The following is a 13,257-nucleotide window of genomic DNA, read 5'->3' on the forward strand; positions in this document are numbered from 1 at the left end:
CTCGGCCCGGCGGTGCCGCCGGGCCGATCGGTTCTGTCTTTTCGACACAAACGGCCTTTCCGAGACAAACGGTCTTTCCAAGACAAACGGTCTTTCCGAGACAAACGGTCGCGTCCTGACCGTCTTCCCGCCCGTGGCGCTCGATGTCACGGGCTTTTTTATGTTCGCGACTCCCCTCTCGGCGATAGCTTCTGCTGCAGTTCCTCCAGCGAGACGCCCTTGGTCTCCGGCATCAGGAACGCGACGAAGACGATCTGCAGCACCATCATGAAAGCGAAGAAGGCGAACACCGGTCCGCCGTTGAACACGCTCAGCACCCACGGCGTGACCAAGGTGATGACGGCGGCGAAGAACCAGTGCGTGAAACTGCCGAGCGACTGCCCGCGGGCCCGTTCGCGGTTGGGGAATATCTCCGAGATGAAGACCCAGATCACCGTGCCCTGGCTGATACCGTGGGCGGCGACGAACAGGCATAGCTGCAGCGGGATCAGCGCGCCGCCCAGGTTATCGGTGAAGAAGGCGTGGGAGATGATCGATAGCGAAATGATGTAGCCCACCGAGCCGATGTACATCAGCGTCCGCCGGCCGAATCGATCGATCAGCGACATGCCGATCATGGTGAAGATCACCATGATCAGGCCGATCCCCGCCGTCGAGAGCAGGGCGGCGTTGTCACCCAACTGGGCGGACTCGAGGATACGAGGCGCGTAGTAGAGCACGAAGTTGATGCCGGTGAACTGGTTGAAGAAGGCAATCAGAAAGGCGAGCACGATGGGCAGGCGATAGCGGCGCGAGAAGAATCGCGAATGCACCTTGCTATCCTCGCGATCTGCCGCCTGGATCTCCTCGATCTGGGCCTGGTTGTCGCGATGCGGATCGATCTGGTCCAGTACCTTGGCGGCGGCGCGGGTGTCGTTACGATTGAGGATCAGCCAGCGCGGGCTCTCCGGCACCTTGAGCAGCGCCAACGTGTAGACCAGCGCAGGGATCGCCTCGATCCCGACCATCCAGCGCCAGGCATCGTCGCCGAGCAGGCTGCCTAGAATGGCGTTGGAGACATAGGCCATGAAGATCCCGAACACCACGTTGAACTGGTAGAGCGCGACCAGATTGCCACGCCGTTCGGCGGGCGCGATCTCGGAGATGTAGGCCGGCGCGGCGACCGAGGACATGCCCACCCCGAAGCCACCGATCAGGCGGAAGAACGAGAACCAGAACGGGTCGGTGGCGAGCGCCGAACCCACGGCGGAAACGAAGTAGAGGACGCCGATGATGAAGAGCGTGGTACGGCGGCCCAGGCGATCGGTCGGCCAGTTGCCGAAGATCGCCCCGAGAACGGTGCCCCACAGCGCCATCGACATGATGAACAGTCCATGCTGGAGATCGCTCAGCCCCCACAGCTCCTGGATGGGTTTGTCGGCTCCGGATATCACGGCGGTATCGAAGCCGAACAGAAAGCCTGCCATGGCCACGAACGCGGACCATTTCACGATGGGGGACATGCGCGTTACTCCCATGGGTCGGTTTTGCCTGCAAGTCATCGACCGATATCCGAGCCGGCAAGGCAGGGATTCGATACGGTCTTCGATTCAGTACAGCAGCGATGTCTCGATGGTGCTGCGAAAAGCGAACCGACTTTAGTCGGCGTCATGGGCATATATTGCGGGCATTCCCCTCGCCAGGCGCCAGGTTGTCGGCGCCGGAGGTTGACAGCCTCGGGGCGCTGGTGGAATCTAGGCGATTCCTGATTGCGGGCGCAGCCAAACTACGGGTGATCCCCGGCCGCTGCGTGAAGGGTAGGTTCCGAGCGACCTCTACCCGCCTGTCGAAGGACAGGTTTCTCGGCTTTTGCCGGGAAACCAAAGGGCGCGGGCCAAACGCCTGTTCCCGCCAACCCCGATACGGCGATCTGCCGTGTCTGGAGCTGTCGGCGCCGAGGCGCAGGCGGTTCCTATGAGTGCGGGTCCCCACCCCGGGCCCAGGACGCCAGGATATGGCATCAGGCGTCGACCGCAGGTCGACAGCGGCGTACCGCCGTGATTGAGCTTCGTTTCCGTGGATCGCGCCAATCGTTCACGGATCGGTTTTGTGCCCAGAACCGCGAAGCGGCACTCGAACTTCCAGGGGAGACTCACCAGTGGAATTACTTTCCGGCGCCGATATGATCGCCCGCTTTCTGAAAGACGAAGGCGTCGAGCGTATCTATGGCTATCCGGGCGGCGCGGCATTGCACATCTACGATGCCCTGTTCCGCCAGGATAGCGTTCAACACATTCTCGTTCGGCACGAGCAGGCCGCGACCCACGCTGCCGATGGCTACGCCCGCGCTTCCGGCAAGCCCGGTGTGGTGCTGGTCACCTCCGGCCCCGGCGCGACCAATGCCGTCACCGGCATCGCCACCGCCTACATGGATTCGATTCCGATGGTGGTGCTGTGCGGTCAGGTCGCCAGTCACCTGATCGGGGAAGATGCCTTTCAGGAAACCGATATCGTCGGTGTCACCCGGCCGGTAGTGAAGCACAGCTTCTCGATCCGCCATCCCAGCGAGATTCCTGAAGTCCTGAAAAAGGCGTTCTATCTGGCATCGACCGGCCGCCCTGGCCCGGTGGTAGTGGATATTCCCAAGGACATGACCGCGCCCACCGAGCGTTACGAATACGTCTACCCGAAGAAGGTCAAGATTCGTTCCTACAACCCGGTGACGCGCGGGCATAGCGGCCAGATCAAGAAGGCCGTCGACATGATGCTCAAGGCGCGCCGGCCGGTGTTCTATACCGGCGGCGGCATCGTCACTGGACGGGCTTCGGAGGCGTTGACCGATCTGGTCCAGCGGCTCGGCTTCCCGATCACCACCACGCTGATGGGCATCGGCGGCTATCCGCAGGGGGACCGCCAGTCGCTGGGGTGGCTCGGGATGCACGGCAGCTATGAAGCTAACATGGCGATGCATAACGCTGATCTGATCATCGCCATCGGCGCGCGCTTCGACGACCGCGTCACCAACAACACCTCGAAGTTCTGCCCCACGGCCAAGATCGTCCATGTCGACATCGACCCCAGCTCGATCTCCAAGACCGTGCGGGCGGACGTGCCGATCGTCGGCGCGGCGGGCAGCGTCATCAACGAGATGATCAGCCTGGTCCAGGATCGCGAGCCGGCCAATCCCGAGGCGCTGGGCGAATGGTGGAAAAGCATCGATGGCTGGCGGGCCGAGCGCAAGAACAGGCTCTACGAACCTTCGAAGCCGGGCGAAGCGCTCAAGCCGCAAGAGGTGATCGAGGCGGTCTACCGTGCCACCCGCGGCGAGGCGTTCGTGACCACCGATGTGGGCCAGCATCAGATGTTCGCGGCGCAGTACTACAAGTTCGCCAAGCCCAACCGTTTCATCACCTCCGGCGGTCTCGGCACCATGGGCTTCGGTTTTCCGGCGGCGATGGGCGTCAAGCTCAGCTACCCGCAGGACGACGTGGTCTGCTTCACTGGTGAAGGCAGCTTCCAGATGATGATGCAGGAGCTGTCGACCTGTAAGCAGTTCGATGTCGGCGTCAAGATCGTCAATCTCAACAACCAGTCGCTGGGGATGGTGCGCCAGTGGCAGGACTTGAACTACAAGTCCCGTCACGCTCACTCCTACATGGAGTCGCTGCCTGATTTCGCCAAGCTGATCGAGGCCTACGGCTTCACCGCGATCAAGGTGACGACCCACGAAGAGCTGGCGCCGGCGCTGGAGCGCGCCTTTGCCGATACCAACGAGCTCGTGTTCCTCGATATCTACGTCGACCCATTCGAACACGTCTATCCGATGCAGGTGCCGTTGGGCTCCATGCGTGACATGCTGCTTTCGAAGACGGAGCGGACCTGATGCGCCATATCATCTCGATTCTGCTGGAAAACGAACCGGGCGCCCTGTCCCGCGTGGTGGGGCTGTTCTCCCAGCGCAACTTCAACATCGAAACTCTCAACGTGGCGCCGACGGAAGACCCGTCGCTGTCGCGGCTGACCGTGACCACGGTGGGCGACGACCGGGTGATCGAGCAGATCACCAAGCACCTCAACAAGCTGATCGATGTGGTCAAGCTGGTCGATCTGACCGAGGGCAACCACATCGAGCGCGAGCTGATGCTGGTCAAGGTCAAGGCGCTGGGGGCGGCCCGCGACGAGGTCAAGCGCACGGCGGACATCTTCCGGGCGCAAATCGTCGACGTCACGCCGAGCGTCTACACGGTGCAGATCACCGGCGATGCCGGCAAGCTGGATGCCTTCATCCAGGCGATGGCGCCGATCGGCATTCTGGAAGTGGCACGGACCGGCGTGTCGGGCATTGCTCGCGGAGACAAGCTGCTCACGTTGTAAATGACCGGTGGTAGATCGACGCCCGGCGGAAGCAATTCCGTCGGGCGTTTTGCATTTTTAGCCTCTCCGACGGGGCGGGTCAGTTCGGCAACTGCGCCCACAGCGCCTCGATCAGCGCGCTCTTCAGGCGCCGCTTGAGCACGCACAGGCCGACATCGTAGTGGGGGAGTTCCGGCTTGACCGGCAGGATCGTGATCCGGTCCAGCAAGGGGCTGTTGTCGAGCACGATGCGCGGCACGATGCCGACCCCGAATCCCAACCCGACCATGCTGACGATCGCCTCGTTGCCCGCCACCTGCGCATAGATGCGCGGACTGATGCCCATTGCCCGAAACCAGGTATCGGCGTGATCCCGCGACAGGCCGGATTCCGACAGGATCATCGGCACGCCTTTCCACTGCGAGGGCGTCGGCGTTTCCGGCGTGGCGGGCAGCCAGTCGGCGCCGTCGCGGGGCGCGATGAAAACCAGCGGCGAAGTCGCCAGCGGCTTGAATGCCAGGGCATCCGGCAGGCTGCGCGGGCGCGCGGTGATGGCGATGTCCTCGTTCTCGGCCTGTACGCGGGCGATGGCGTCCGCGGGATCGCCGGTATGCAGCTTGATCTCGATCCGCGGATGGCGCTGGCGGAACTCGCTCAGCAGGCGGTAGAGAAAGCTGTAGCTGGCGGTAACCGAGCAGTAGATGCTGATCTCGCCGGCCAGCTCGCGGGTTTCCGCCATCAGCGTGGCCTGCATCGCCTGCCACTGCTCCAGCGTCTCCCGCGCGTAGGAGTGGAACAACTGACCCTCCCGCGTCAGCGTGACATGGCGGTTGTCGCGTTCGAACAGGGTGACGCCGAGCGTTTCCTCGAGCTGGCGGATCGAGCGGCTCAGTGTCGATGGGCTGACATGGCAGGCATCGCTGGCCCGGCCGAAGTGCAGATGGTCGGCCAGGGCCAGAAACTGGGTGAGCGGGCGGTAATCCATGGTTTTGTCGCTGATTTGTTTCAGAAAATGAAATGTCGCATTGCAAATATAGCGTTTTACGCAACAAGTTGTCTGGCTTATCGTGGCTCCAGGCTAAAACGAAGAGCGTCGCGTGAGACGACGCCAGTGGCCATCAACGCTGACAGACATTGAGTGACGACAGTTCCGGGCCAACGGCCCATCGATTTCCGGAGTACGACATGCACGTTTATTACGACAAGGATTGTGACCTTTCCCTGATCCAGGCCAAGCAGGTCACGATCGTTGGCTATGGCTCACAGGGCCACGCTCACGCCAACAACCTGAAAGAGTCCGGGGTCGACGTGACCGTCGGTCTGCGCAAGGGCTCTTCTTCGGCTGCCAAGGCCGAAAGCGCCGGTCTCAAGGTGGCCAGCGTCGCCGAAGCGTGCAAGACCGCCGATGTCGTCATGATCCTGGCACCGGACGAGAACCAGAAGGTCATCTACGAGCAGGATATCGAGCCGAACCTGAAAGAGGGCGCCACCATCGCCTTCGCTCACGGCTTCAACATCCACTACAGTCAGGTCGAGCCGCGCGCCGATCTCGATGTCATCATGATCGCGCCCAAGGCGCCGGGTCACACCGTGCGTTCCGAGTTCGTCCGCGGCGGCGGCATCCCGGACCTGATCGCCATTCATCAGAATGCGTCCGGTCAGGCCAAGGAGATCGCGCTCTCCTACGCGGCGGCCATCGGCGGCGGTCGTAGCGGGATCATCGAAACCACCTTCAAGGACGAGACCGAAACCGACCTGTTCGGCGAGCAGGCTGTTCTCTGCGGCGGCGCGGTCGAACTGGTCAAGGCCGGTTTCGAAACGCTGACCGAGGCCGGTTACGCGCCGGAGATGGCCTACTTCGAGTGTCTGCACGAGCTCAAGCTGATCGTCGATCTGATGTACGAAGGCGGCATCGCCAACATGAACTACTCGATCTCCAACAATGCCGAGTACGGCGAGTACGTCACCGGCCGCGAGATCATCAACGACGAATCGCGTGCCGCCATGCGCAAGGCGCTGCAGCGCATCCAGGACGGCGAGTACGCCAAGATGTTCATCGCCGAAGGCGCCTGCAACTACGCGTCGCTGAACGCACGTCGCCGCCAGACCGCCGAGCATCCGGTCGAGCAGGTCGGGGCCAAGCTGCGCGCGATGATGCCGTGGATCACCGCCAACCAGCTGGTCGACAAGAGCAAGAACTAAGACTCGAGCAAGAACTAAGACTCGACCCGCAGGTTTCGACAGGGGCGCGACGATTGTCGCGCCCCTGTTCGTTTGGCCGAACCTATAACGTTTGCCAGGCGCTTTGCGCGAGCATCTGTCGAGATTCCCGCTAGGCTGTAGAATGGGCTGGCTATTATGCCCGAGCGCACTCGCCACTATAGGACTCGCTTCATGACGCAGGATGACCGCCACCACGAGCAAGAGCCCGAGACCATTACCATCGGCGCCACCTCTCCACTGTTCGACGACGAGGATGAAGTCATCGAGGAGACGGTCGAGAACGGCAAGCGGATACGCCGCCGAGGCATCTACCTGCTGCCTAACCTGTTCACGCTCTCGGCGCTGTTCGCTGGCTTCTATTCCATCGTGGCTGCCATCAACGGCGACTACGCCAAGGCTGCCATCGCGATCTTCGTTGCCATGGTGCTCGATGGGCTGGATGGGCGCGTGGCGCGATTGACCAATACGCAGAGTGCCTTCGGTGCCGAATTCGACAGCCTGGCCGACATGGTCTCGTTCGGTATGGCTCCGGCGCTGGTTGCGTTCACCTGGATATTGCAGGACATCGGCAAGATCGGCTGGATCGCGGCGTTCATCTTCGTTGCCGGCGCCGCACTGCGCCTGGCCCGATTCAATGTCCAGATCGGCAGCACCGACAAGAAATGGTTCGTGGGATTGCCCAGCCCGTCGGCTGCGGCCATCGTGGCTGCCTGTGTATGGGTTTTTCATACCTTCGATGCCGAGTCGCTGGGCTTCAAGGTGCTGATGACCATCGTGGTTGCCGCTGCCGGTGTGCTGATGGTCAGCAACGTGCGCTATCACAGCTTCAAGGAGATCGATTTCAAGGGGCCGGTTCCGTTCGTGTTCCTGTTGGCGATCGTGCTGTTGTTCGTGCTGATCTCCATCGAGCCTTCGGTCATGCTGCTGGCTCTGTTTGGCTGCTACGTCATTTCCGGCCCGATTCTGGCGCTGGGGCGGCTCAACAAGGGGCGCAGAGAGAAGCGACGAAGTGAAGTCGGCGGCCAGAACTCGCAGGATGACTGAAAGCTGAATGTGGCCTCATGCCGCTGAAACGCCCGCCCCGCGCGGGCGTTGTCGTTTTTGCCGGCCCGTGTTTTGACCGGATGCACAAAAAGTGACAAACAACACTTGCCAAGCGGGCATCGGATCCGTAAAGTACGCATCCGCTGACGCCGAGACAGGGTTTTGGAGGCAGCGAAGAAGAAAGCCAAGCGTTTGATTTGATTGAAGAAATCGGTTGACGCAAGGCGGTGAAGCCGGTAAGATCGCTTCCCAGTTCTTCGAAGGATCGGCTCCACCCAGTTTGATCGGAGCCAGCGGGATTCAACGAAAAAAGATGTTGACATCGCCGCCAAGATCCTTAAAATACGCCACTCCTTACGGCGGCCAAGAAAACGAGCGCTGACAAGCACTTGGGTTTGACGGCAGAAGCGAAACGCTTCAAGTAGGGACGCTCTTTAACAATCGATCAGGTAATTGATGTGGGCGCTTGTTCTCGCGTGACAGCCAGTCACGACATATCGAGGCAAGCGACTCGTCAAGATTCGTTTGACCTTGAACCAAGTTTGGTCCGCTTTTCGCTTCATCCTCGGATGGAGAGAAGTAAGGACTATCAGACTTTAAACTGAAGAGTTTGATCATGGCTCAGATTGAACGCTGGCGGCAGGCCTAACACATGCAAGTCGAGCGGCAGCACGGGGAGCTTGCTCCCTGGTGGCGAGCGGCGGACGGGTGAGTAATGCATAGGAATCTGCCCGGTAGTGGGGGATAACGTGGGGAAACCCACGCTAATACCGCATACGTCCTACGGGAGAAAGCAGGGGATCTTCGGACCTTGCGCTATCGGATGAGCCTATGTCGGATTAGCTAGTTGGTAAGGTAACGGCTTACCAAGGCGACGATCCGTAGCTGGTCTGAGAGGATGATCAGCCACACTGGGACTGAGACACGGCCCAGACTCCTACGGGAGGCAGCAGTGGGGAATATTGGACAATGGGCGAAAGCCTGATCCAGCCATGCCGCGTGTGTGAAGAAGGCTTTCGGGTTGTAAAGCACTTTCAGCGAGGAAGAAAGCCTCTGGGTTAATACCCCAGAGGAAAGACATCACTCGCAGAAGAAGCACCGGCTAACTCCGTGCCAGCAGCCGCGGTAATACGGAGGGTGCGAGCGTTAATCGGAATTACTGGGCGTAAAGCGCGCGTAGGTGGCTTGGCACGCCGGTTGTGAAAGCCCCGGGCTCAACCTGGGAACGGCATCCGGAACGGCCAGGCTAGAGTGCAGGAGAGGAAGGTAGAATTCCCGGTGTAGCGGTGAAATGCGTAGAGATCGGGAGGAATACCAGTGGCGAAGGCGGCCTTCTGGCCTGACACTGACACTGAGGTGCGAAAGCGTGGGTAGCAAACAGGATTAGATACCCTGGTAGTCCACGCCGTAAACGATGTCGACTAGCCGTTGGGACCTTTAAGGACTTAGTGGCGCAGTTAACGCGATAAGTCGACCGCCTGGGGAGTACGGCCGCAAGGTTAAAACTCAAATGAATTGACGGGGGCCCGCACAAGCGGTGGAGCATGTGGTTTAATTCGATGCAACGCGAAGAACCTTACCTACCCTTGACATCCAGAGAAGTTGGCAGAGATGCCTTCGTGCCTTCGGGAACTCTGAGACAGGTGCTGCATGGCTGTCGTCAGCTCGTGTTGTGAAATGTTGGGTTAAGTCCCGTAACGAGCGCAACCCTTGTCCTTATTTGCCAGCGATTCGGTCGGGAACTCTAAGGAGACTGCCGGTGACAAACCGGAGGAAGGTGGGGACGACGTCAAGTCATCATGGCCCTTACGGGTAGGGCTACACACGTGCTACAATGGCCGGTACAAAGGGTTGCGAGACCGCGAGGTGGAGCGAATCCCAGAAAGCCGGCCTCAGTCCGGATCGGAGTCTGCAACTCGACTCCGTGAAGTCGGAATCGCTAGTAATCGTGAATCAGAATGTCACGGTGAATACGTTCCCGGGCCTTGTACACACCGCCCGTCACACCATGGGAGTGGACTGCACCAGAAGTGGTTAGCTTAACCTTCGGGAGAGCGATCACCACGGTGTGGTTCATGACTGGGGTGAAGTCGTAACAAGGTAGCCGTAGGGGAACCTGCGGCTGGATCACCTCCTTAAACGATTAGCTTAGCGCAGTTCAAGCGCTCACAATCAATTACCTGATCGGCCAGAGCAAGACTGTTTGGGTCTGTAGCTCAGTTGGTTAGAGCGCACCCCTGATAAGGGTGAGGTCGGCAGTTCGAGTCTGCCCAGACCCACCAAATTTTATCCAGTTCCACGTTATTTCGTGACTCGCATAGCAGGCTATGCGTCGCCCCGAAATGCCTCGATCTGAATAAAATTAAACAGATCAAATAAAAGAAAAAGTCTTCTTTGTTCTTTTACGATCTGTCTATCGGGGCCTTAGCTCAGCTGGGAGAGCGCCTGCCTTGCACGCAGGAGGTCAGCGGTTCGATCCCGCTAGGCTCCACCACTCTCTCGCGACAACCGAGAGACAAGCGCAACCCGACAGTCTGACCATAAGTTTTAAGCTATACGCTTGACGTGACGATGAAACACTCGTGACAGCAAGCTTACAGCTTAGAGCTTATCGCTCTAAACGCTCTTTAACAATTTGGATCATGCTGACAGTTCTTCTCTCTAGAGAAGAGCAAAACGAGATACGTCTCAAGCGTATCCGGCAATTGTCGAATGATTAATCACTGACCAGACTCCTTCGGGTTATATGGTCAAGCGATTAAGCGCACACGGTGGATGCCTTGGCAGCCAGAGGCGATGAAGGACGTTGTAGCCTGCGATAAGGTTCGGTGAGGTGGCAAACAACCTGCGACCCGGACATTTCCGAATGGGGAAACCCATCCAGCACAAGCTGGATATCCCACACTGAATCCATAGGTGTTGGGAAGCGAACCGGGAGAACTGAAACATCTAAGTACCCCGAGGAAAAGAAATCAACCGAGATTCCCCCAGTAGCGGCGAGCGAACGGGGAGTAGCCCTTAAGCATGTGACTGGTTAGACGAACGCGCCTGGAAAGGCCGGCCATAGTGGGTGATAGCCCCGTAGTCGAAAACCTGAATGTGTGAAATCGAGTAGGTCGGGGCACGTGAAACCCTGACTGAACATGGGGGGACCATCCTCCAAGGCTAAATACTCCTGGCTGACCGATAGTGAACCAGTACCGTGAGGGAAAGGCGAAAAGAACCCCGGAGAGGGGAGTGAAATAGATCCTGAAACCGTGTGCGTACAAGCAGTGGGAGCAGACTCGTTCTGTGACCGCGTACCTTTTGTATAATGGGTCAGCGACTTATATTCAGTGGCGAGCTTAACCGTATAGGGGAGGCGTAGAGAAATCGAGTCTTAACTGGGCGACCAGTCGCTGGATATAGACCCGAAACCGGGCGATCTATCCATGGCCAGGGTGAAGGTTGAGTAACATCAACTGGAGGCCCGAACCCAAGTATGTTGAAAAATGCTGGGATGAGCTGTGGATCGGAGTGAAAGGCTAATCAAGCTCGGAGATAGCTGGTTCTCCTCGAAAGCTATTTAGGTAGCGCCTCACGTATTACCGCCGGGGGTAGAGCACTGTTTCGGCTAGGGGCCCATCCCGGGTTACCAACCCGAGGCAAACTCCGAATACCGGTGAGTAGAGCGTGGGAGACACACGGCGGGTGCTAACGTCCGTCGTGAAAAGGGAAACAACCCAGACCGTCAGCTAAGGCCCCCAAATTCTGGTTAAGTGGGAAACGATGTGGGAAGGCATAGACAGCTAGGAGGTTGGCTTAGAAGCAGCCATCCTTTAAAGAAAGCGTAATAGCTCACTAGTCGAGTCGGCCTGCGCGGAAGATGTAACGGGGCTCAAACCAGATGCCGAAGCTACGGGTGCATCCTCTGGATGCGCGGTAGAGGAGCGTCGTGTAAGTCTGTGAAGGTGTGTTGAGAAGCATGCTGGAGATATCACGAGTGCGAATGCTGACATGAGTAACGACAAGGGGAGTGAAAAACTCCCCCGCCGGAAGACCAAGGTTTTCTGTTCTATGCTAATCAGAGCAGAGTGAGTCGGCCCCTAAGGCGAGGCTGAAAAGCGTAGTCGATGGGAAACGGGTTAATATTCCCGTACCGGATGTGATTGCGATGGGGGGACGAAGAAGGCTAGGTGAGCCAGGCGTTGGTTGTCCTGGTGAAAGTCAGTAGGCTGAGGACTTAGGCAAATCCGGGTCCTTTAGGCCGAGAGACGAGACGAACGGACTACGGTCCGGAAGTCATCGATGCCACGCTTCCAGGAAAAGCCTCTAAGCTTCAGATCACATGCGACCGTACCCCAAACCGACACAGGTGGTCAGGGTGAGAATCCCAAGGCGCTTGAGAGAACTCGGGTGAAGGAACTAGGCAAAATGGCACCGTAACTTCGGGAGAAGGTGCGCCGGCTTAGGGTGAAGGACCTCGCGTCCCGAGCTCGAACCGGTCGAAGATACCAGGTGGCTGCAACTGTTTATTAAAAACACAGCACTCTGCTAACGCGTAAGCGGACGTATAGGGTGTGACGCCTGCCCGGTGCCGGAAGGTTAATTGATGGTGTTAGCCGTAAGGCGAAGCTCTTGATCGAAGCCCCGGTAAACGGCGGCCGTAACTATAACGGTCCTAAGGTAGCGAAATTCCTTGTCGGGTAAGTTCCGACCTGCACGAATGGCGTAATGATGGCCACGCTGTCTCCACCCGAGACTCAGTGAAATTGAAATCGCAGTGAAGATGCTGTGTACCCGCGGCTAGACGGAAAGACCCCGTGAACCTTTACTATAGCTTCACACTGGACGCTGATGTTGCTTGTGTAGGATAGCTGGGAGGCTTGGAAACCGGGACGCTAGTTCCGGTGGAGCCAACCTTGAAATACCAGCCTGGCATCATTGGCGTTCTAACTTGGCACCGTGATCCGGTGTGAGGACAGTGTGTGGTGGGTAGTTTGACTGGGGCGGTCTCCTCCGAAAGCGTAACGGAGGAGCACGAAGGTACCCTCAGCACGGTTGGAAATCGTGCATTGAGTGCAAGAGCATAAGGGTGCTTAACTGCGAGACAGACACGTCGAGCAGGTACGAAAGTAGGTTCTAGTGATCCGGTGGTTCTGTATGGAAGGGCCATCGCTCAACGGATAAAAGGTACTCCGGGGATAACAGGCTGATACCGCCCAAGAGTTCACATCGACGGCGGTGTTTGGCACCTCGATGTCGGCTCATCACATCCTGGGGCTGAAGTCGGTCCCAAGGGTATGGCTGTTCGCCATTTAAAGTGGTACGCGAGCTGGGTTTAGAACGTCGTGAGACAGTTCGGTCCCTATCTGCCGTGGGCGTTGGAGATTTGAGAAGTGCTGCTCCTAGTACGAGAGGACCGGAGTGGACGCACCTCTGGTGTTCCGGTTGTCACGCCAGTGGCATCGCCGGGTAGCTATGTGCGGACGGGATAACCGCTGAAAGCATCTAAGCGGGAAGCCTTCTTCAAGATGAGATCTCCCCGAGACTTCGAGTCTCCTAAAGGGTCCAGCAAGACTAGCTGGTTGATAGGCACGGTGTGGAAGCGCTGCAAGGCGTTGAGCTAACGTGTACTAATGCCCCGTGAGGCTTGACCATATAACCCCAAGGGGTTTA

The 13,257-nt window shown here is 58.7% G+C and carries 6 protein-coding genes, 2 tRNA genes and 2 rRNA genes; 8 read left to right on the forward strand and 2 right to left on the reverse strand.

Features of this window, described 5'->3' with window-relative positions; all coding sequences use genetic code 11:
- Window positions 1-158: 158 nt before the first annotated feature.
- Window positions 159-1,502: a sugar porter family MFS transporter gene (locus ACWHY3_RS01365; protein WP_303853783.1), complete on the reverse strand. Its 1,344-nt coding sequence runs from the start codon at window positions 1,500-1,502 to the stop codon at window positions 159-161.
- Between the two features lie 635 nt (window positions 1,503-2,137).
- Here ACWHY3_RS01365 and ACWHY3_RS01370 point away from each other — a divergent pair.
- Both ACWHY3_RS01370 and ilvN read left to right on the forward strand, forming a co-directional pair.
- On the forward strand, window positions 2,138-3,862 hold the full coding sequence (locus ACWHY3_RS01370) for an acetolactate synthase 3 large subunit (RefSeq protein ID WP_087720939.1): 1,725 nt from the start codon (window positions 2,138-2,140) through the stop codon (window positions 3,860-3,862).
- On the forward strand, window positions 3,862-4,353 hold the full coding sequence (gene ilvN, locus ACWHY3_RS01375; protein WP_071230775.1) for an acetolactate synthase small subunit: 492 nt from the start codon (window positions 3,862-3,864) through the stop codon (window positions 4,351-4,353). Before ACWHY3_RS01370 ends, ilvN begins: the two co-directional genes overlap by 1 nt.
- 79 nt (window positions 4,354-4,432) lie before the next feature.
- On the opposite strand, the gene ilvY is transcribed toward ilvN, so the two are convergent.
- Window positions 4,433-5,317 carry an HTH-type transcriptional activator IlvY gene (gene ilvY, locus ACWHY3_RS01380; protein WP_087720938.1) on the reverse strand — a complete coding sequence of 295 codons (885 nt, stop codon included), beginning with the start codon at window positions 5,315-5,317 and terminating at the stop codon, window positions 4,433-4,435.
- A gap of 200 nt (window positions 5,318-5,517) precedes the next feature.
- On the opposite strand from ilvY, the gene ilvC reads away from it, so the two are divergent.
- The 6 genes from ilvC to ACWHY3_RS01410 all read left to right on the forward strand — a co-directional run bounded on the left by ilvC (window position 5,518) and on the right by ACWHY3_RS01410 (window position 13,239).
- A complete protein-coding gene (ilvC, locus tag ACWHY3_RS01385) occupies window positions 5,518-6,534 on the forward strand; it encodes a ketol-acid reductoisomerase (RefSeq protein ID WP_071230777.1) in 1,017 nt (338 codons plus the stop codon).
- A 192-nt stretch (window positions 6,535-6,726) separates the two neighbouring features.
- The gene (gene pssA, locus ACWHY3_RS01390) at window positions 6,727-7,599 is read left to right on the forward strand and encodes a CDP-diacylglycerol--serine O-phosphatidyltransferase (protein WP_448127415.1); all 873 of its coding nucleotides are present in this window, start codon (window positions 6,727-6,729) and stop codon (window positions 7,597-7,599) included.
- Between the two features lie 598 nt (window positions 7,600-8,197).
- Window positions 8,198-9,737 (forward strand): 16S ribosomal RNA (locus ACWHY3_RS01395).
- Between the two features lie 67 nt (window positions 9,738-9,804).
- A tRNA-Ile gene (locus tag ACWHY3_RS01400) sits at window positions 9,805-9,881 on the forward strand.
- A gap of 136 nt (window positions 9,882-10,017) precedes the next feature.
- Window positions 10,018-10,093 (forward strand) — tRNA-Ala (locus ACWHY3_RS01405).
- A 254-nt stretch (window positions 10,094-10,347) separates the two neighbouring features.
- A 23S ribosomal RNA gene (locus tag ACWHY3_RS01410) occupies window positions 10,348-13,239 on the forward strand.
- Together the 16S and 23S rRNA genes with 2 tRNA genes alongside form the textbook arrangement of a ribosomal RNA operon.
- Window positions 13,240-13,257: the final 18 nt, after the last annotated feature.

The organism is Salinicola sp. NYA28a, assembly GCF_976982775.1.